Below are 18,964 nucleotides of genomic sequence, written 5' to 3' on the forward strand. Positions count from 1 at the left end.
CGCGCTGACCTCCGACACCGGCGAGGTGCTCGCCGCCCGCTCCGACAGCCAGCAGCGGCACCATGCCGAGCTGCTCGCGCCCATGATCACCGACGTCCTCGCCGAGGCCGGGCTGGACCGCCGCGAGCTGACGGCGATCGTCGTGGGCACCGGCCCGGCTCCGTTCACCGGCCTGCGCGTCGGGCTCGTGACCGCGCGGACCCTCGCGCTCGGGCTCGGCATCCCCGCGCTCGGCGTGCCGTCGCTCGACGCGATAGCGGTCGCCGCGTCGAGGACCGCTCCCGTCGGGACGACGATCGTGGTCGCCACCGACGCGCGTCGCCGCGAGGTCTACTGGTCCGCGTACCGCGCCGAGGCGCCCGGGCGGGTGAGCGTGCTGAGCGAGCCCGCCGTGGGCGCCGCGGCATCCGTGCCCGTCGAGCCCGGGACCCTCGTCGTCGGGCGGGGCGCGACGCTCTACCCCGAGGCGCTCGGCGGCGCGGCCGTCGCCGACGGCCCGCTCGACCCCGACCCGGCCGACCTGGCCCGGCTCGCGATCGCCCGCCGCGGCGAGGGCCTCGACCTGCCGACCGAGCCGCTGTACCTGCGTCGCCCCGACGCCGTCCCGTCCGCGGGCAGCAAGCGCGTCGGAGGATGACGGTCCGACCGCTGACCGCGGCGGACCTGCCCGTGCTCGAGGTGCTCGAGCGCGAGCTGTTCGGTGCCGGTGCGTGGTCGGCCGCGATGCTCGCCGAGGAGCTCGTCGGCCCCGGTCGCTGGTACGTCGGGGTGGACGTCGACGGAATCCTGGCCGGGTACGCCGGGTTGTGGTTCGACGGGGACGACGCGCAGGTCATGACGATCGGCACGGCCACGGTGCAGCAGGGCCGCGGGCTTGGTGCCGTGATGCTGGCCGCGCTCGTCGCCCGGGCGCGCGAGGTCGGAGCCGCGTCCGTGCTGCTCGAGGTGCGCGTGGACAACGAGCCTGCGCTGCGGCTGTACGAGCGCGCGGGTTTCGCGCGGCTCGGCCTGCGCCGCGGGTACTACCAGCCGGAGAACAAGGACGCGTGGACGATGCGGCTCGAGCTGACGTCGCCCGGAGATGGGGACTCTGATGACTGATCGCGACGATGTGCTGGTCGACGCTCTGAGCCTCGCGGCGGCGCTCGCGGGGGACGAGCCGCCCGTGCTGCTCGACGTCCGCTGGGCGCTGGGCCGCACCGACGGGCACGAGCAGTACCTCGCGGGGCACCTGCCCGGTGCGGTGTTCGTCGACCTGGACGCCGAGCTCGCCGCGCCGCCGAGCGCCGCCGAGGGGCGGCACCCGCTGCCGGCAGTCGCCGACCTCGAGGCTGCGGCACGGCGCTGGGGCGTGCGGGAGGACCGCGCCGTCGTCGCGTACGACGCGGGCGGGGGGATCTCCGCGGCCCGCGCCTGGTGGCTGCTGCGCTGGGCGGGCCAGCGCGGCGTACGCCTGCTCGACGGTGGCCTCGAGGCGTGGACGGCCGCAGGCCTCACGCTGGAGGCAGGCGCCGTCACGGTCGAGCCGGGCGACCTCGTCGTGCGGCCCGGCGGCATGCCGACGATCGACGCCGACGACGCCGCGGCCTGGGACGGCCCGCTGCTCGACGCGCGCGCCGCCGAGCGGTACGCGGGCGAGGTCGAGCCGGTCGACCCCCAGGCGGGTCACATCCCGGGCGCGGTCTCCGCGCCGACCGCGAGCAACCTCGGCGCGGACGGGACCTTCCTGGCGGCCGACGCGCTGCGCGACCGCTTCCGCGCCCTGGGCGCGGCGGCCGGCGCTCCGGTCGCTGTCTACTGCGGCTCGGGGGTCACGGCCGCGCACGAGGTCGCGGCGCTGGCCGCGGTGGGGATCGAGGCGGCGCTGTACCCGGGCTCGTGGTCCCAGTGGTCGAACGACCCGACCCGCGCGGTGGCCACCGGCTCCTGACATGCGTCGAGCGCGCACCCCGGGAGGGATGCGCGCTCGACAGTGCGCTCGGCTGGGTGTCAGACGGTCAGCGAGACCTGGTCGTAGGTGAGGCGCTCGGCCCGCGGGTACGCGGTGCCCTCGCCCTCGCGGTGGCCGACGTTGATGATGAGCTGCGACTTCCAGCCGTTGTCCGCGAAGAACTCGGCGTCGACGCCCTCGGTGTCCAGGCCCGCCATGGGGCCGGCGTCCAGGCCGGCGGCGCGCAGGCCGACGATGAGGTAGCCGAACTGGATGAGCGTGTTCATCCGCGCCATCTGCTCGCGGGTCTCGGTCTGCGGGTGCAGCGCATCGGCGAGCGCGGCCATGTGGGGCGCGAGCGTCGGCATGTGGAGGTGGAAGCCGGGGTCCGAGGCGACGATGAGCGTGACCGGCGCGGCCAGGACGCGGTCGCGGTTGCCGTCGTTGACGTGCTTCGCGAGGCGCTCGCGGGCCTCCGGCGTGCGCACGACGAGCAGGCGCAGCGGGGTCGTGTTGATCGCGGTCGGGCCCCACTTGACCAGGTCGTAGACGGCGGCGAGCTCCTCGTCGGTCACGGGCTGGTCGGTGAAGGCGCCGATGGTGCGCGCCTGGCGGAACAGGAGGTCCGCGACGTCGTCACCGACGGCGAGCGCGGGAACGGGGAAGTCGAGGCCGTCGAGGACGGTGGTGTCGGTCGTCATATCTCGTACAAGTTTCAACGATCTCGACGTGTTCCGACGGGAGCCGTGATGCTCGTCACCTCTCCTCGCCACCTATCCTAGGACGCATGGCTGAACCCCTCGTCCTCGGGATCGAGACCTCTTGCGACGAGACGGGAGTGGCGCTCGTGCGCGGCCACGACCTGCTGGTCGACGCCGTCGCCTCGTCGGTCGACGAGCACGCGCGCTTCGGAGGGATCATCCCCGAGATCGCGTCTCGTGCCCACCTCGAGGCCATGGTCCCGACGATCGAGCGCGCGCTCGCCACGGCCGGCGTGTCGCTCGGCGAGGTCGACGCGATCGCCGTGACCGCCGGCCCGGGCCTCGTCGGCCCGCTGACCGTGGGTGCGTCGGCGGCGAAGGCGCTGGCGATCGCGCTCGACAAGCCGTTGTACGGCGTGAACCACGTGATCGGGCACGCGGTGGTCGACGAGCTCGTCGACGGGCCGTTCCCCGAGCGCGTCATGGCGCTCGTCGTCTCGGGCGGCCACTCCTCGCTGCTGCTCATCGACGACACCGTCAACGTCACCGAGCTCGGCTCGACGCTCGACGACGCGGCCGGCGAGGCGTTCGACAAGGTCGGCCGGCTGCTGGGCCTGCCCTACCCGGGCGGTCCGCACATCGACCGACTGGCGCGCGAGGGCGACCCCGCAGCGATCCGTTTCCCGCGCGGGCTGACCGCGCCCAAGGACCAGGCCAAGCACGCGACCGACTTCTCGTTCTCCGGGCTGAAGACCGCCGTGGCCCGCTGGGTCGAGGCGCGGCAGGACGCGGGCCTCGAGATCCCGCTGCCCGACGTCGCCGCCTCGTTCGCGGCCGCGGTCGCGGACGTGCTGACCGCCAAGACGATCGCGGCCTGCCGGGCGCAGGGTGTCTCGACGCTCGTCGTCGGCGGCGGCTTCTCGGCCAACTCCCAGCTGCGTGACATGGCCGCCGAGCGCTGTGCCGCGGCGGGCATCGACCTGCGCATCCCGCCGATCCGGTACTGCACGGACAACGGCGCGATGATCGCCGCGCTGGGGTCCGCCGTGGTCCGCCGCGGCCTGCCGCCGTCTTCGCTCGACATCCCGGTCGACTCGTCGATGCCGCTGACGACCGTCCTGGTCTGACGCGCTGAGGAACGTGAAGCCTTCCCCGCTGAGCGGGCGGAAGGCTTCACGTTCGCCGCCCCGCGGGATCAGAGCGGGCGGCCGGCCTTGAACTCGGCGACGAGCGAGGCGACCACCGCGTCGAGCTCGCCCGCGTTGCGCCGGGCGACCGCGCGCTGGCGCTGGTAGGACGCGCCGCGGCGCAGGATCACGCGGACCTGCTCGAGCTCGGCCGAGCAGCCCAGGCGCTCGGCCACGGGTGCGAGCACGGTCAGCCAGTGCGCGACCGAGTCGGTGACGAGCTCCTCGTCGCCTGCGGCGTTCGTGATGATGATCGCGTCCATGCCGTAGCGCGCCGAGCGCCACTTGTTCTCCTGCAGGAACCACGGGGGCATCGTCGGCAGCGTCTCGCCCTGGTCGAGCAGCGTGGAGAAGTGCTCGACGAAGCAGTGCGTGAGCGCGGAGATCGCCGTGACCTCGAGGAGGTTGGCCGCGCCGTCGGCGATCCGCATCTCGAGCGTGCCGAACCGGGGCGCGGGGCGGATGTCCCAGCGGACCTCGTTGAACTGGTCGATCACGCCCGTGTGCATCATGTCGCCGACGTACTGCTCGAGCTGCTCCCACTCGTCGAACCCGAACGGCAGCCCGGCCGTGGGCAGCTGCTGGAACAGCAGCGCGCGGTTCGAGGCGTAGCCCGTGTCCTTGCCGGCCCAGAACGGCGACGACGCGGACAGCGACTGGATGTGGGCGAACACCGTGAGCATCGCGCGCGACAGGGGCAGGACCTTGGCACGGTCCTCGATGCCGACGTGCACGTGCACGCCGTAGATGAGCATCTGCCGTCCCCACCACTGCGTGCGGTCGATGAGCGTGGCGTAGCGCTGCTTGTCGCTGACCTTCTGCGTGGCCCAGTTCGCGAACGGGTGCGTGCCGCCGCCCATGAGGTCGATCCGCAGCGGCGCTGCGGCCGCGGCGACCTCGTCGAGCGCGCGCTGCAGGTCGTCGGCCGCCTCGCGGACGGTCACGCACTTGCCCGACGAGACCTCGATGGTGTTCCGCAGGAGCTCCTGCGTGATGTGCGGGTGGTCGGTGCCGTCGTCGGGCTTGACCGTGTCGAGCACGGTCTCGGCGGCTTGGCGCAGGTCGCCCGAGTCGGCGTCGACGAGCGCGACCTCCCACTCGATGCCGACGGTCGAGCGCTCGGACTGCGCGAACGGGATCTGCACGGGCGCGGCCATCACACCACCTCCACGACGAGGATCTGCTGGTGACCGGCGACCCGGGTCAGTACGATCGTCGCCTCGGCGTCACCGCGCAGGTCGAGCTGCTTGCGCAGCCGCTCGGGCACCACGGCGGTGCCGCGCTTCTTGATGGTCAGCCGCCCGACGCCGCGCTCGCGCAGGTAGGTGCGCAGCCGCTTGAGGCCGAACGGCATCGTGTCGAGCACGCGGTAGGCGGTGGCCGACGGGTCGCGGCGCAGGGCGTCCGAGGTGACGTAGGCGATCGTCGTGTCGACGAGGCGGCCGCCGACGCGCTGCGCGACGTCGCCGACCAGGCCCGCCCGGATGACCGCGCCGTCGGGCTCGTAGAGGTAGGCGCCGACCGGGCCGGCGTCGGCGAGGGCTGGGCCGTCGGGTCCTGGCGCGACGACGTGCGCCTGCCCGCCGACGAGCAGCAGCGCGGAGCGGCCGGGGCCCTCGGGCGCCAGCGGCCCGAACCACAGGCCGACCTCCACGACGTCGCCGTCGACCGAGACCCACTGCGCGTGCGCGTCGTCGGGCAGGGCCGCGTGCGGGATGCCGGGGCCGAGCTTGAGGCCGAGCGCGGGGACGGACGCGCGCAGGGCGAGCACCGAGTCGAGCGAGGGGGCGTAGGCCGCGGGGTCGAAGATGCGGGTGCCCCGCCCGGTGCGGCGGGCCGGGTCGGCGTAGAGACCGTCGACGTCCGCGAGGTCGAGCGTCAGACCGTCGCCGTGCCGCACGACGGCCTCGGGGAAGTGGCGCAGGTTGACCGTCGCGATCGCTGCGGTCATCTCGTCGACGTCGGACGCGGTCACCCGCAGACCGACTCCGGCGAAGGCCATCGCGTCCGCGCCGATGCCGCACGTGAGGTCGGCGACGTGGGTCAGGCCCGCATCCCGGTACCGGCGCGCGTGGTGCGCGCCGACCTCGAGCCGCGTCGCCTGCTCGAGGCCCGCCTGGGTGAACAGCATGCCGTCGGCGAAGTCGCCGAGCTTAGCGTGCGCCTTGGCCCGCAGGCGCGACTGCGTGAGCGCCGCGGCGACGAGGACGGGGTCGAGCCCCTCGTCGCGCAGCCGCTGCGAGATGGTCATCGCGAGCTTCTCGTCGTACGGGGGGAGGGCTGACAGCAGCGCCCAGCCCTCCGGGGCGAGCAGTGCGGTCAGGCCGGCGGGATCCACGCGCTGATCCTTCCATGGGAGTGCGTCCGCCGAGCCCCTGACAAGCATTGTTGGCACTCAGGTTGACCGAGTGCTAACGCCTTCCTACAGTGACACCTGTTGGCACTCTCCTCGTGAGTGTGCCAGCGCGCCTCAGGCCGCGGCACCCGCGACGACGTGGCCCGAACGCGCAGCACCCACATCGCTGAACTACTCACACGCGAAGGGGAGGTCCGCTGTGTCGGTCTCCATCAAGCCCCTCGAGGACCGGATCGTCGTCAAGACGCTCGAGGCAGAGACGACGACCGCTTCCGGTCTCGTCATCCCGGACAGTGCCAAGGAGAAGCCCCAGGAGGGCGAGGTCCTGGCAGTCGGCCCCGGCCGCATCGACGACAAGGGCAACCGGGTTCCGCTCGACGTCGCCGTCGGCGACAAGGTCATCTACTCCAAGTACGGCGGCACCGAGGTCAAGTACGCCGGCGAGGAGCTGCTGATCCTCTCGGCTCGCGACATCCTCGCGGTCGTCGTCAAGTGATCTGACGGGCGCGCGGTGACGCGCGCCCCGCGCGGCCCTCTCGGCCCGTCCTCGTGACGGCGCCGAGGGGGCCGTTCTCGTTCAGACGTGTCGGCAGCCGAGCAGCTCGAGCGCCGCATTCAGGTCCGTGCACGCCCAGGTGGTGACGTCCTTCGGGCCGAACGAGTCGGCGGTGGAGTCGACGACGACCTCGATGCCGGCGATGTCCGACCCGGTCAGGTACCGGTTGACGACGGGGTCGCCCTCGGTGGTGTGCCGCGTGATCACGAGCTCGGCACTCGACGTCTCGCCGGCGTGGAGGCATGCCCACGCCTTCTCGGGCACCTCAGCGAGGTCCACCACCGTGTACGCGCCGCAGGACCCGGCGGCCGACGGCGACGGCGCAGCCGTGGAGGAGGGCGCGCACGCGGCCGTCGCTCCGACCATGGCGATGAGTCCCGCCGCCCAGATGCTCGGTCGCACCGTGCCCCCGGTCGTCGTCACGATCGTGGCACATGGCCGGGACACGCAGAAGCCCCCGGTCGTCGTCGACCGGGGGCTTCCGTGACGTTCGGGTCAGACGGCCTTCGTGGTCCGCGTGCGCTGCGACAGGATCGCGGCGCGCTCGTCCTCGGACAGGCCGCCCCACACGCCGTACGGCTCGCGGACCTGCAGGGACTGCTCGCGGCACTCCTTGAGCACCGGGCACGTGGCGCAGATCGCCTTGGCGGCCTCGGCGCGACGACGACGGGCCGAGCCGCGCTCGCCCTCCGGGTGGAAGAAGAGGTCCTGGTCGGCGTCGCGGCACGCGCCGTCGAACTGCCACTCCCACAGGTCCATCACCGGTCCGGGAAGACGCGAGATCTCGGCCATGTGTTCCTCCAAGGAATGTGGCGCCTGCTGGTGGTGGCGCCGGATGGTCGGGGTGAGAAGTCGGGGTGTTGCCTGGCTTGCGGGCCGGGCGACGAGGGGAACGTTACAACCGCGCCAGAAGTTGTTCAAGACCCGTTCGTCATCCGATCCGGTGAATCGATCGAGAACGGCCCCACTCAGGCTGCGCACGGCATGATGGCGCGGTAACCGCGTCTGTACTGGCACAATCGCGCCATGGCCGACGAGGAGGACGCTGCGGCCGCGCCCGCCGTTGACGCGGACGTGGCGCGGTTCGACCCGGACCCTTCTTCCGACGGTCCGGCGCTCACCGTCGCGGCCGTCGCGCGTCGGCTCGGCGTGGCCCCGGCGACGCTGCGCACGTGGGACCGGCGCTACGGGCTCGGTCCGAGCGAGCACTCCGCGGGGGCGCACCGGCGGTACTCGCCCGCCGACGTCGACCGGCTGCTGGTCATGCGCCGGCTCACGCTCGACGGGGTGTCCCCGAGCGACGCCGCCCGCCTCGCGCAGACGTCGGGCGGGCCGGGCGGGCCGGTCGTCGCGCCGCTGGGGGCGCCGCGCGTGGCCACGCCGACGATGCTCGTCGACGCCGCGCTCGTCGACGACAGGGCGACGTGCACGCGCCTGCTCGCGATGGAGCCCGCGGGCGACGTGGCGCACTGGTGGACGTCGCTCGTCGAGCCCGCCCTCAACGACCTCGCCCGGCGCACGGTCGTGGACCGCCCCGGCGTCGACGCTGCCCGCACGATCGAGACGGCCGCGCTCGACGCGCTCCGTGCCCGCGTTGCCGGGCCGGCGCCGCGGGGGGCTGCCGTGGTGCTGCTGCTCGTCCCGGTCGGACACTCGCGCCCGCTGCTCACGCACGCGCTCGCCGCGGCCCTCGTGACGGGCCACGTGGACGCGCGGATCGTCGGCGGGCCCACCGGTCCGCGGCAGGCGGCCGAGCTCGTCGTCATGACCCGGCCGCGCGCGGTGGTCGTCGTGGCGCGCCGTGATGACGCCGATCTGTCCGTCGTCGGGCGGCTTGCGGACGAACATCCCGACGTGCCCCAGTTCGTCATGGTGCCCGAGTCGGTGCACGCCGAGATCCCCGTCGGACGGTCGGTGCACCGGGCCCGCAGCTTCCAGGGACTGCTCCACGAGGTGCTGGCCGTCGCGGCCCCCTGACATACCGCCCATACGGCCTGGGAACCGGCGTAGTCAAGACCTCACCCGCACGAGTTTTGCGCAGACGGCTAACGTCACCCCTTGGACTGGCCGATAGCCATCGAACTACCCGGTCTGACGATCGGGCTACGCAACTTGTCTGGGAGGGGAGCACGCATGGCTGGAGTCGTGGTGTGTCACGGCTCGACCGTCGTGCGCGAGAGGCTCGTGGTGACGTCGATCGGCGTCCCGACGCTGAGCCCGGTGCGCGCCGCAGCGAGCGTCGACGAGCTTCTGGCGCACGCGCGCCGGATCCCGCCGACGATCGTGCTGCTCGACGCGCACATCCCCGCGCCCGGCGCCAACGAGGCGATCCGGCGGCTGCGCGCCGTCGCCCCGTCGGCCGCCGTCGTGCTGCTCGCCGCAGCCGACGACACCGCGGCCCTCGACCGCGCGCTGGCCCTGGGTGCACGGGGCTTCCTCGCGCCGGACGTGGGCCGCCCGGAGCTGTCCGCCGTCGCCGCGCACGTGCTCGCGAGCCCCGTGCTCCCGTCCGGCCCGCGCCCGGTGAGCGAGGTCCCGCACCCTGCCACGCCGCCGCTCGCCGACAGCGCCGAACCCACCGCGCCGGAGGCCAACCCGGCCCCCGGCCCGCAGCCCGTCGTCCTCACCAAGCGTGAGATCGAGGTGCTCGTCGGGATGAGCAACGGCCGCTCCAACGCGCAGATCGGCCAGGAGCTGTTCCTGTCCGAGGACACGGTCAAGACCCACGCGCGCCGGCTGTTCCGCAAGCTCGGCGCGTCCGACCGCGCGCAGGCTGTCGCGATCGGCCTGCGCGGCGGTCTCATCCGCTGACGTGATGCTCGTCGGACCTCCGAGACGGGGGTCCGACGAGGCGTCCGGGCGACGTATCCTGACCCGATGACGGAGCTGGTGCACAACCCGTTCGCCCTCACGGGACTGACCTACGACGACGTCCTCCTGCTGCCGGGAGAGACCGACGTCATCCCCAGCGAGGTGGACACCACCTCGCGGCTGACGCGCGAGATCAGCGTGCGCGTGCCGCTGCTCAGCGCGGCCATGGACACCGTCACCGAGTCGCGCATGGCCATCGCCATGGCGCGCCAGGGCGGTATCGGCATCCTGCACCGCAACCTGTCGATCGAGGACCAGGCGCACCAGGTGGACCTGGTCAAGCGCTCCGAGTCCGGCATGGTGACCGACCCCGTAACCGTCTCGCCCGACGCGACGCTCGCCGAGCTCGACCGCCTGTGCGGCACGTACCGCGTCTCCGGCCTCCCGGTCGTCGAGGCGGACGGCCGACTCCTGGGCATCATCACGAACCGCGACCTGCGGTTCGTCCCGCCAGGCGACTTCGAGTCGCTGCGCGTGCGCGAGATCATGACGCCCATGCCGCTGATCACGGCTCCGGTCGGCATCACGCGCGACGACGCCGCGGCGCTGCTGGCCAAGCACAAGATCGAGAAGCTCCCGCTCGTCGACGACCTGGGCGTGCTGCGCGGCCTCATCACCGTCAAGGACTTCGTCAAGTCGGAGCAGTACCCGGACGCCACGAAGGACGGCGAGGGCCGGCTCGTGGTCGGAGCGGCCGTCGGCTTCTTCGGTGACGCCTGGGACCGCGTGACCGCGCTGGTCGAGGCCGGCGTCGACGTGCTCGTCGTGGACACCGCGAACGGCCACGCCCGCCTCATGCTGGACATGGTCCGCCGCATCAAGACCGACAAGGGCACGCGCCACGTGCAGGTGATCGGCGGCAACATCGCGACCCGCGAGGGCTCGCAGGCGCTCGTCGACGCTGGCGTCGACGCCGTCAAGGTGGGCGTCGGGCCGGGCTCGATCTGCACCACGCGAGTGGTCGCAGGTGTCGGCGTGCCGCAGATCACCGCGATCTACGACGCGTCCCTCGCGGCCAAGCCGGCGGGCGTGCCCGTGATCGGCGACGGCGGCCTGCAGTACTCGGGCGACATCGCCAAGGCCCTCGTGGCCGGCGCCGACACCGTGATGCTCGGCGGCCTGCTCGCGGGCTGCGACGAGTCGCCCGGCGACCTGGTGTTCGTCAACGGCAAGCAGTTCAAGCGCTACCGCGGCATGGCCTCGCTCGGCGCGATGCAGTCGCGCGGCGACCGCCGCTCGTACTCCAAGGACCGCTACTTCCAGGGCGACCTGTCCGACGACGAGATCATCACCGAGGGCATCGAGGGCCAGGTGCCCTACCGCGGCCCGCTCGCGGCCGTCGCCCACCAGCTGATCGGTGGCCTGCACCAGTCGATGTTCTACGTCGGTGCGCGGACCGTGCCGCAGCTGCAGGAGCGCGGCAAGTTCATCCGCATCACGCCGGCCGGGCTCAAGGAGTCGCACCCGCACGACGTGCAGATGGTCTCCGAGGCGCCGAACTACTCGGGTCGCTGACCAGCACTCACCACAGCGTGCCGACGGGCTCCCGCACGGGCCAGTGGTCCTGCGCGCCTGGGCCCTCGAGGCCCTTGCGCGCGCGCCAGGCGTTGAAGCCCTCCGCCCACGCCCGGTGCGCGGTGACCTGGTAGCTGTGCAGCTCGTCGAGGTCGAGGTCCGCGAGGTGTGGGAACCGGCCGAGGATGCGCGCGAGCACGTCGAGCGTGGCCACCACGTCGACGTCCGCGCTGTGCAGCGAGCCGGACTCGGTGACCTCGTAGTAGCCGCACAGGTCGACGAGCTTGCGCTTGCCCTGGCGGAACCGGTCCTCGGCGCGGTCGAGCACGAGCGGGTCGATGACGGGCCGGGTGTCGCAGCACAGGCGGTCCGGGACCGTGGGCAGGCCGTGGCGGCGCAGCTCGGCGTCCAGCAGGCACAGGTCGAACGCCGCGTTGTAGGCGACGACGGGGACCCCGCCGCGCAGCGCCTCGGCGATCAGGCTCGCGATCTCGTCGAGCGCGGGACCCGGCGACTCGCCGTGCTCGCGCGCGTGCTCCGTGCTGATGCCGTGGATCGCGGCAGCGCCCTCGGGGATCTCGACGCCCGGGTCGATGAGCCAGGTGCGCACGTGCGTGCCGCACTCGTCGCGGCGCACGAGCGCCGCGGAGACGATGCGGTCGGAGTCGACGTCCACGCCCGTGGTCTCGGTGTCGAAGCCGAGCAGGGGGCCGGCGCTCCAGGTCATGTGTCCGTCCTCCCCGTGCATCGCAGCGAATCACAGCCGTGTCGTTCGTCGACCAGGATCGCACCGGCCACCGACACGCCACGGGAGCCCGCCCCGCGAGCCGCGGATCGGGCTGCCCACCGGCGCGGGCGCCGGGGCCGGGTCGGGGTCAGTTCGGGCTCCAGGCCCCGCGCCGGTAGCCTGGCCCGGTGAGCAACGAGATCGAGATCGGGCGCGGCAAGCGCGGTCGCCGGGCGTACTCCTTCGACGACATCGCCGTGGTGCCCTCGCGCCGCACGCGTGACCCCGAGGAGGTCTCGGTCGGCTGGCAGATCGATGCCTACCACTTCGACCTGCCCGTGGTCGCGGCGCCGATGGACTCCGTGATGAGCCCGGACACCGCGGTCGCGCTCGGCCGCCTCGGCGGGCTCGGCGTCCTGGACCTCGAGGGCCTGTGGACGCGGTACGACGACCCGACGTCGCTGCTCACCGAGATCGCCTCGCTCGACCCCACCCGCGCGACCGCGCGGATGCAGGAGATCTACGAGGCGCCGATCCGCCCCGAGCTCATCACCGAGCGGCTGCGCCAGGTGCGCGACGCGGGCGTGACGGTCGCCGGCGCGCTGTCCCCGCAGCGCACCCAGGAGCACTGGCGCACGGTCGTCGACGCGGGCGTGGACCTCTTCGTCATCCGCGGCACGACCGTCTCGGCCGAGCACGTGTCCGGGCACGCGGAGCCCCTCAACCTCAAGCGGTTCATCTACGAGCTCGACGTCCCCGTCATCGTCGGCGGCGCCTCGACGTATACCGCGGCGCTGCACCTCATGCGCACGGGCGCCGCGGGCGTGCTCGTCGGCTTCGGCGGCGGTGCCGCGCACACCACGCGCACGTCGCTCGGCATCCACGCCCCGATGGCCACGGCCGTCGCCGACGTGGCCGCGGCGCGCCGCGACTACCTCGACGAGTCGGGCGGCCGCTACGTGCACGTCATCGCCGACGGCGGCGTGGGCCGCTCGGGCGACCTGGTCAAGGCCGTCGCGTGCGGCGCCGACTCGGTGATGCTCGGTGCCGCGCTGGCCCGGGCCACCGACGCGCCCGGCCGCGGCTACCACTGGGGCCCGGAGGCCCACCACAGCAAGCTGCCCCGCGGCGAGCGGGTCGAGGTCGGCACGGCCGGGACCCTCGAGCAGATCCTGTTCGGCCCCGGCCACACCGCCGACGGCACGCTCAACCTCATCGGCGCCCTGCGTCGCGCGATGGCCACGACCGGGTACTCCGACCTCAAGGAGTTCCAGCGGGTCGAGGTCGTCGTCTCGCCGTACCAGCCGCACTGACCCTGACGGCCGTCCGCTCGGCCGTCCGGAGTGCGATCAGCCGGTGAGGCGCGCGAACAGCCGCGCGTAGTCGTCGACCATCCGGTCGGCCGAGAACCGCGCCACCGCGTCCGCCCGGCAGGCGGCCCGGTCGAGCGCGCCCACGTCGGCGACCGCGGTCACGGCCTCGTCGACCCCGTCGACGAGCGCGCCGGACACGCCCGGCCGGACGATCTCCGGCATCGACCCGCGCCGGTACGCGACGACCGGCGTGCCGGTCACCAACGACTCGACGACCGAGAGGCCGAACGGCTCGTCGAAGGCGATCAGGTGCAGCAGCGCGACGGCCCCGCCCAGCAGCCGGTCTCGCTCCGTGGGACCCACGGACCCGACGTACGTCACACTCCGGCCGTCGACGTGCGGCTCGACCTGCTCCCGGAAGTAGCTCTCGTCCTGCACGATCCCGGCGATCACCAGGGGCAGACCGGCCCGACGCGCGACCTCGATCGCCGTCGCCGTGCCCTTGTGCGGGTGGATGCGGCCGAGGAAGAGCAGGTAGCCGCCGTCGCCGGCACCGAGGCTGAAGCCGTCGAGCTCGATGCCGTGGTGGATCGTCGCGGCGTAGGTCAGGTCCGGGTGGCGGTCGGCGTCGCTGATCGCGACGTAGTGGCCGATGTCGTCGTACGCGCGGAACACCGGCAGGATCCGCTCGGAGGAGAAGCCGTGGATCGTCGTCACCACGGGTGTGCTGGTCAGGCGGCTGAACGCGAGCGGCAGGAAGTCGAACTGGTTCGAGATGACGTCGAACCCGTCGGCCCGCTCGAAGAGCCCCGCGATGTGCAGCGCCTCGTGGACCTTCGCGTCCAGCGAGCGGTCCTCCTCGTAGCCGGTCGGGGCCGTCGAGCGCAGCCGCGCCGAGGTCAGGGAGTCGGCGGTGGCGAACAGCGTGACGTCGTGACCGCGGGAGACCAGGCCCTCGGCGAGCGTGGAGGCGACCTGCTCCCACGGGCCGTAGTCGCGCGGCGGGACCCGGTGGGCGATCGAAGCGAGCACGGCGATCCTGACGGCAGCCTCCCGGTGTCGGGCCGAGCGTACGTCGGGTGGGGCCGGCGGGCGCGGGTTACCCTGGCCACTCACCACCATCTGGACCGGGCGCAGCGACCCGGCCCCAGCGCCGCCCCCGCGGTGGCGCTCCGGGACGCGGGCCCAACCTCCTCTCCGTGCACGGCGGCACCCTTGCCGCGATCAGGTCACGTGAGAGCAGCACACATGGGCGTCAGCCTCGGTATCGTCTCCACCTACCCCTCCACGCAGTGCGGCATCGCGACGTTCTGCGAGTCGCTCGTGACGTACCTGGTCCGTGCCGGGGCGGACGTGGGGGTCGTCCGCGTGGTCGACGCACCCGGCCCGCCGACGGCCCCGGTGGTGCACCACTGGGTCGCGCCCGAGGCCGGCGGCGCCGTGCGCGCGGCCGGCGTGCTCGACGGATTCGATGCCGTGCTGGTCCAGCACGAGTACGGGATCTTCCCCGGGAACGACGGCGAGGCGATCCTCGACGTGATTGCGCGGCGGCATGTTCCGGTCATCACCGTGCTGCACACCGTGCTGACCAGTCCGACCGCCAACCAGCACCGCGTGCTCGCCGGCCTCGTGCGGCACTCGGCGGCACTCGTGACGATGACCGAGACCGCCCGCGACCGTCTGCTGGCGGGCTGGGACGTCGACCCCGCCCGCGTCTCGGTCATCCCGCACGGCGCGGTGGAGAACCGCTCGCACACGCCGGGTGCGTGGACCTCGGTCGCGCCCGAGCGGCGCACCGTGCTCACCTGGGGCCTGCTGTCCGAGGGCAAGGGGATCGAGTGGGCGCTGCTGGGGCTCGCCGAGCTGCGCGAGCGGATGGCGTTGCCCACGTACGTCGTTCTCGGCCAGACCCACCCGCGGGTCCGTGAGCGCGAGGGGGAGGTGTACCGCGAAGGGCTCCAGCGGATCGTGCGAGACCTGGAGCTGACCGAGACGGTCCGGTTCGACGACCGCTACCTCGCAGGCCCCGACCTGCGTCGTGCGGTCCGAGCCGCCGACGTCGTCCTGCTGCCCTACGACTCGCGCGAGCAGGTGACGTCCGGCGTGCTGACCGAGGCCGTCGCCGCCGGCAAGCCGGTCGTCTCCACCGCCTTCCCGCACGCCGTCGAGCTCCTGTCCGGGGGCGCCGGGATCCTCGTCGCGCAGCGCGACCCGTCCGCCATCGCGAGCGCGCTCGAGCGCGTCCTGGGCGTCGACGGGGTCGCCGAGCGGATGGCGGCGGCGTCCCGCGAGCTGGCGGGGACCCTGCTGTGGCCCGCGGTCGCCGAGCGGTACGTGGCGCTCGCCGTCGGGCTGCGCGCGGCGGACCGCGGGTTCGCCGAGCAGCACGGCGCCCGCCTGCGCCCGGCCGTCTGATGGACGACCGGCTCCGGTTCGACCACCTCGCCCGGCTCGCCACGCCGTCCGGGCTCTTCGAGCACGCGCTCGGCGTCACGCCCCGGGTCGAGCATGGCATGTGCGTCGACGACGTGGCCCGCGCGCTGATCGTCGCCGTCCGGACGCCCGAGCCCGACGCGGCTCTGGTCGCGCTGACTGACGTGTTCCTCGCGTTCCTGCGCGACGCCCGCGCCGCGCGCGGGCTGCTGCACAACCGCCGCACGGCGGAGGGGGCGTGGGTCGATGTGCCCTCGTCCGACGACCACTGGGGCCGGGCGTTGTGGGCCTGGGGTACCGCCGCGCGTCGGTCGTCGTCCGCGTCGGTCGTCGTCGAGGCGCGGATCGCGGCGAGGGACGCCATGGCGGCACGCTCGCCGCACGTGCGGGCGATGGCGTACGCGGCCCTGGGCGCGGCCCACGTGCTCGCGGTGGCGCCCGACGACACGCACGCGTTCGCGCTGCTCGCCGACGCGCGCACCGCCCTGCGGACCGACGGCCCGCGGCCGGGTGCCGCGTGGCCGTACGGGCGGCTCACCTACGCCAACGCGGTCCTGCCCGAGGCGATGGTCGCGATCGGTGACGCCCTCGGCGACGACGACCTGCTGCGCGACGGCCTGACGCTACTCGCATGGCTCGTGCAGGAGCAGACCGTGGGCGAGCACCTGTCCGTCGTGCCCGCGGGTGGTCGCGCGAGCGGTGACGCGCGGCCCGGCTTCGACCAGCAGCCCATCGAGGTCGCCTGCCTCGCCGAGGCCGCGAGCACCGCGTGGGCCGCGACCGGTGACGACCGCTGGCTCGGGGTGCTGGGCATGTGCGTCGCCTGGTTCGAGGGCGACAACGACTCCCGGCTGCCGATGCGGGACGCCGCGACCGGCGGCGCCTTCGACGGGCTGCACCGCGGCGCCGTGAACGCCAACCAGGGCGCCGAGTCGACGCTCGCGTGGCTCGCGACGCAGCAGCTCGGGCTCGCAGGCGTCCGGGTCGTGTCCCGATGACGGCCGATCCCGACTGGGTCCGCCGGACCGACGTCCTGCTCCGACCCGACCCGGCCCGGGTCGTCAGTGCGCTGTTCCTGCCCGGCCAGGAGACCGTGACCGCGGGGGAGTCCCGCTCCGGCAAGGTCCTCGAGCGGGTGATGGCCCTGTCGGACGACGAGGTGGCCGCCGAGCTCGACGCGCTGGCGCTGGCCTTCGACGGCCGGCACCGCGACCTCCGGTCCGTGTGGGCGGCGCACTTCCGGCTCGTCCAGCACCGCCTGGGCGACCCGTCCGAGGTCGACGCCGACCGGCGCGCGCTCGTCGGCGCGACCTTCACGCACGAGGTCACGCTCGAGGGTGCGGCGCTGTTCAACCCGTCGGTCGTGGCCCACCCCGACCAGTCGGGCGTCGTCGCCGGCTCGCTGCGCTTCGTCCTGACCCTGCGGGCCGTCGGCGAGGGCCACGTCTCGAGCGTCGAGCTGCGCACCGGCACGATCGACGCGGCCGGCTCCGTCGCGCTCGACCCGGCACCGGACGTGGCCGTCCGCGCCGAGGTCCGCCCGGCGACCTACTCCCGCGCCGGGTTCGAGCACCAGCTCGCCGACCTGGGTGGCGACCTGACCAACGCGGAGTTCGTGCTCGCGAGGCTGGGCCCGACGTTCGACCGGGACGAGCTCGACCGCGCGCTCGGTGAGCTCCGAGAGCAGCGGGTCACCCGCGGAGCGGCCGTGCGGACGGTCGAGATGTTCGAGTGGATGGCCGCGTGCACGTACGCCGTCGAGTTCCCCGCGGACTCGGCGACCGGCGAGCGGGTGCTGATGCCCCACGGCCCGGCCGAGAGCCACGGCATCGAGGACGTCCGCATGGTGCGGCTCGAGACCGGCGAGTACGTGGGCACGTACTCCGCCTACGACGGCGCCACGGTCTCCGTGCAGATGCTGCGGACCTGGGACCTCGTCGGCTTCACGGCGACGCGGCTGAGCGGTCCGGGTGCGCGCGACAAGGGTCTGGCCCTGTTCCCGCGGCCCGTCGGCGGTCGCCGCCTCGCCCTGTCGCGCGCCGATCGCGAGAGCAACGGCGTGTGCTCGTCGGCCGACCTGCTGCACTGGGACGAGCCGGTCTCCATCCAGCGCCCCGTGCAGGGGTGGGAGGTCGTCCAGCTCGGGAACTGCGGGTCGCCGATCGAGACCGAGGACGGCTGGCTGGTGCTCACGCACGGCGTGGGCCCGATGCGGGTCTACAGCATCGGCGCCCTGCTGCTCGACCTCGACGAGCCGACCGTCGTCGTCGGTCGCCTCGAGCGTCCACTCCTGACCCCCGCACCCGACGAGCGCTCGGGCTACGTGCCCAACGTCGTCTACTCGTGCGGCGCGCTGCTGCACGGGCGCACGCTCGTCCTCCCGTACGGCACGAGCGACACCGCGACCCGGATCGCCCTGGTCGACCTCGACGCGCTCCTCGCGGAGCTCCGCGCACGACCGACGAAGGAACCCCGATGAACCACGGACCGACGGTCGAGTTCTCGACCACCCAGGTGCAGGACAAGCCGTGGGGCCACGAGGCGATCTTCGCCGCGGGGGAGCACGGCTACGTCGGCAAGCTCATCGCCGTGAGCGCCGGCCACGCCCTGAGCCTGCAGTACCACGACGAGAAGGACGAGACCCTGAGCATCGTCTCGGGCGAGGCGACGTTCGAGCACGGGCGGTCCGCCGACCGCCTGGCCTCGCGGGTCATGCGTCCGGGCGACACGGCTCACGTCCCGGCCCTGCTGCTGCACCGGATCACGGCCCTGAGCGACCTGGTCTTCGCCGAGGCGTCGACCGCCGCGCCGGGCTGGCGCGACGACGTGACGCGTCTGGCCGACCGGTACGGCCGCGACGGGACGCGTGCGCCGTGACGCCATCGCGCGACGCGCACCCCGGACCGCCGATGCCGGCCGGACGTGAGACGTCTGACACACTGACCCGCGAGGCCGCTCAGGTGCGCTTCGTCCGAAGCCCGAGCAGAGCGGATCGACCATGACCCCTACCGCAGCCCCCGCACCCCCCGAGATGTCGGTGCGCGAGCGCCACGTCAGCGAGTTCACGGCCCTGAGCCAGGCCGTCAACGCGACGGGTCTCATGGAGCGCCGCTACGGCCACTACTGGACGCGGTTCGCGGTCCTCACCGGCCTGCTCGGCGCGCTGGTCGCAGCGATCGTGCTCGTCGGGCACTCCTGGTGGCAGATGGTCGTCGCGGCCCTGCTGGCCGTCGTGCTGGGCCAGGTGATGTTTCTGGGCCACGACGCCGCGCACCGGCAGATCTTCCGGTCGGGCCGCTGGAACGACTGGGCGAGCCTGGTCATCGCCAACCTGTACGCGGGCATGAGCTACGGCTGGTGGCAGCACAAGCACAG

The 18,964-nt window shown here is 73.5% G+C and carries 22 protein-coding genes; 15 read left to right on the forward strand and 7 right to left on the reverse strand.

Features of this window, described 5'->3' with window-relative positions:
- The 3 genes from tsaB to D1825_RS06970 form a co-directional block, all read left to right on the forward strand.
- On the forward strand, positions 1-637 hold a 637-nt coding region (tsaB, locus tag D1825_RS06960), incomplete at its 5' end, for a tRNA (adenosine(37)-N6)-threonylcarbamoyltransferase complex dimerization subunit type 1 TsaB (RefSeq protein ID WP_118766715.1).
- Positions 634-1,101: a ribosomal protein S18-alanine N-acetyltransferase gene (gene rimI / locus D1825_RS06965; protein WP_118766735.1), complete on the forward strand. Its 468-nt coding sequence runs from the start codon at positions 634-636 to the stop codon at positions 1,099-1,101. The genes tsaB and rimI, both read left to right, overlap by 4 nt.
- Positions 1,094-1,930: a sulfurtransferase gene (locus D1825_RS06970; protein ID WP_233549683.1), complete on the forward strand. Its 837-nt coding sequence runs from the start codon at positions 1,094-1,096 to the stop codon at positions 1,928-1,930. Before rimI ends, D1825_RS06970 begins: the two co-directional genes overlap by 8 nt.
- Positions 1,931-1,989: 59 nt before the next feature.
- Here the strand turns inward: D1825_RS06970 and D1825_RS06975 are convergent, their stop codons facing one another.
- On the reverse strand, positions 1,990-2,631 hold the full coding sequence (locus D1825_RS06975) for a malonic semialdehyde reductase (protein WP_118766717.1): 642 nt from the start codon (positions 2,629-2,631) through the stop codon (positions 1,990-1,992).
- Between the two features lie 86 nt (positions 2,632-2,717).
- Between D1825_RS06975 and tsaD the strand changes: the two genes are divergently transcribed.
- Entirely contained in the window at positions 2,718-3,758 is a 1,041-nt protein-coding gene (gene tsaD / locus D1825_RS06980) for a tRNA (adenosine(37)-N6)-threonylcarbamoyltransferase complex transferase subunit TsaD (protein WP_118766718.1), read from the forward strand.
- 68 nt (positions 3,759-3,826) lie between these two features.
- Here tsaD and D1825_RS06985 read toward each other — a convergent pair whose 3' ends face one another.
- Both D1825_RS06985 and D1825_RS06990 read right to left on the reverse strand, forming a co-directional pair.
- On the reverse strand, positions 3,827-4,975 hold the full coding sequence (locus D1825_RS06985; protein ID WP_118766719.1) for a glutamate--cysteine ligase: 1,149 nt from the start codon (positions 4,973-4,975) through the stop codon (positions 3,827-3,829).
- A complete protein-coding gene (locus D1825_RS06990) occupies positions 4,975-6,156 on the reverse strand; it encodes a class I SAM-dependent methyltransferase (RefSeq protein WP_118766720.1) in 1,182 nt (393 codons plus the stop codon). Before D1825_RS06990 ends, D1825_RS06985 begins: the two co-directional genes overlap by 1 nt.
- 217 nt (positions 6,157-6,373) lie before the next feature.
- Here D1825_RS06990 and groES point away from each other — a divergent pair, with 217 nt between their 5' ends.
- Positions 6,374-6,670, forward strand: a complete 297-nt coding sequence (gene groES, locus D1825_RS06995; protein ID WP_118766721.1) for a co-chaperone GroES — start codon at positions 6,374-6,376, stop codon at positions 6,668-6,670.
- An 81-nt stretch (positions 6,671-6,751) separates the two neighbouring features.
- Here groES and D1825_RS18565 read toward each other — a convergent pair whose 3' ends face one another.
- The gene (locus tag D1825_RS18565) at positions 6,752-7,009 is read right to left on the reverse strand and encodes a hypothetical protein (RefSeq protein WP_147356253.1); all 258 of its coding nucleotides are present in this window, start codon (positions 7,007-7,009) and stop codon (positions 6,752-6,754) included.
- A 4-nt stretch (positions 7,010-7,013) separates the two neighbouring features.
- Here D1825_RS18565 and D1825_RS18570 point away from each other — a divergent pair, with 4 nt between their 5' ends.
- Complete coding sequence (locus D1825_RS18570) at positions 7,014-7,217, forward strand: hypothetical protein (protein ID WP_118766723.1); 204 nt, start codon at positions 7,014-7,016, stop codon at positions 7,215-7,217.
- Positions 7,218-7,225: 8 nt separating this feature from the next.
- Here D1825_RS18570 and D1825_RS07010 read toward each other — a convergent pair whose 3' ends face one another.
- Positions 7,226-7,522 carry a WhiB family transcriptional regulator gene (locus tag D1825_RS07010; protein WP_118766724.1) on the reverse strand — a complete coding sequence of 99 codons (297 nt, stop codon included), beginning with the start codon at positions 7,520-7,522 and terminating at the stop codon, positions 7,226-7,228.
- Between the two features lie 234 nt (positions 7,523-7,756).
- Between D1825_RS07010 and D1825_RS07015 the strand changes: the two genes are divergently transcribed.
- The 3 genes from D1825_RS07015 to guaB all read left to right on the forward strand — a co-directional run bounded on the left by D1825_RS07015 (position 7,757) and on the right by guaB (position 11,116).
- On the forward strand, positions 7,757-8,707 hold the full coding sequence (locus D1825_RS07015) for a MerR family transcriptional regulator (protein ID WP_118766725.1): 951 nt from the start codon (positions 7,757-7,759) through the stop codon (positions 8,705-8,707).
- A gap of 156 nt (positions 8,708-8,863) precedes the next feature.
- Complete coding sequence (locus D1825_RS07020) at positions 8,864-9,541, forward strand: helix-turn-helix transcriptional regulator (protein WP_118766726.1); 678 nt, start codon at positions 8,864-8,866, stop codon at positions 9,539-9,541.
- Between the two features lie 66 nt (positions 9,542-9,607).
- A complete protein-coding gene (guaB, locus tag D1825_RS07025) occupies positions 9,608-11,116 on the forward strand; it encodes an IMP dehydrogenase (protein ID WP_118766727.1) in 1,509 nt (502 codons plus the stop codon).
- Positions 11,117-11,123: 7 nt separating this feature from the next.
- Here the strand turns inward: guaB and D1825_RS07030 are convergent, their stop codons facing one another.
- Positions 11,124-11,843: an exonuclease domain-containing protein gene (locus D1825_RS07030; RefSeq protein ID WP_118766728.1), complete on the reverse strand. Its 720-nt coding sequence runs from the start codon at positions 11,841-11,843 to the stop codon at positions 11,124-11,126.
- 188 nt (positions 11,844-12,031) lie between these two features.
- On the opposite strand from D1825_RS07030, the gene D1825_RS07035 reads away from it, so the two are divergent.
- A complete protein-coding gene (locus D1825_RS07035) occupies positions 12,032-13,156 on the forward strand; it encodes a GuaB3 family IMP dehydrogenase-related protein (protein ID WP_118766729.1) in 1,125 nt (374 codons plus the stop codon).
- Positions 13,157-13,192: 36 nt separating this feature from the next.
- Here D1825_RS07035 and D1825_RS07040 read toward each other — a convergent pair whose 3' ends face one another.
- On the reverse strand, positions 13,193-14,188 hold the full coding sequence (locus D1825_RS07040) for a glycosyltransferase family 4 protein (RefSeq protein ID WP_233549685.1): 996 nt from the start codon (positions 14,186-14,188) through the stop codon (positions 13,193-13,195).
- A 216-nt stretch (positions 14,189-14,404) separates the two neighbouring features.
- On the opposite strand from D1825_RS07040, the gene D1825_RS07045 reads away from it, so the two are divergent.
- The 5 genes from D1825_RS07045 to D1825_RS07065 all read left to right on the forward strand — a co-directional run.
- Positions 14,405-15,571: a glycosyltransferase gene (locus D1825_RS07045; protein WP_118766731.1), complete on the forward strand. Its 1,167-nt coding sequence runs from the start codon at positions 14,405-14,407 to the stop codon at positions 15,569-15,571.
- Complete coding sequence (locus D1825_RS07050) at positions 15,571-16,587, forward strand: glycosyltransferase (RefSeq protein ID WP_118766732.1); 1,017 nt, start codon at positions 15,571-15,573, stop codon at positions 16,585-16,587. Before D1825_RS07045 ends, D1825_RS07050 begins: the two co-directional genes overlap by 1 nt.
- Complete coding sequence (locus D1825_RS07055) at positions 16,584-18,068, forward strand: glycoside hydrolase family 130 protein (protein WP_118766733.1); 1,485 nt, start codon at positions 16,584-16,586, stop codon at positions 18,066-18,068. Before D1825_RS07050 ends, D1825_RS07055 begins: the two co-directional genes overlap by 4 nt.
- Positions 18,065-18,466, forward strand: coding sequence for a cupin domain-containing protein (locus D1825_RS07060; RefSeq protein ID WP_118766734.1), 402 nt, complete (start codon positions 18,065-18,067; stop codon positions 18,464-18,466). Before D1825_RS07055 ends, D1825_RS07060 begins: the two co-directional genes overlap by 4 nt.
- Before the next feature lie 121 nt (positions 18,467-18,587).
- Positions 18,588-18,964 (forward strand): fatty acid desaturase (locus D1825_RS07065; protein ID WP_199721529.1); only part of this gene is annotated, 377 nt, incomplete at its 3' end.

This window comes from Cellulomonas rhizosphaerae (assembly GCF_003470205.1).
GTDB classification, from domain to species: domain Bacteria; phylum Actinomycetota; class Actinomycetes; order Actinomycetales; family Cellulomonadaceae; genus Cellulomonas; species Cellulomonas rhizosphaerae.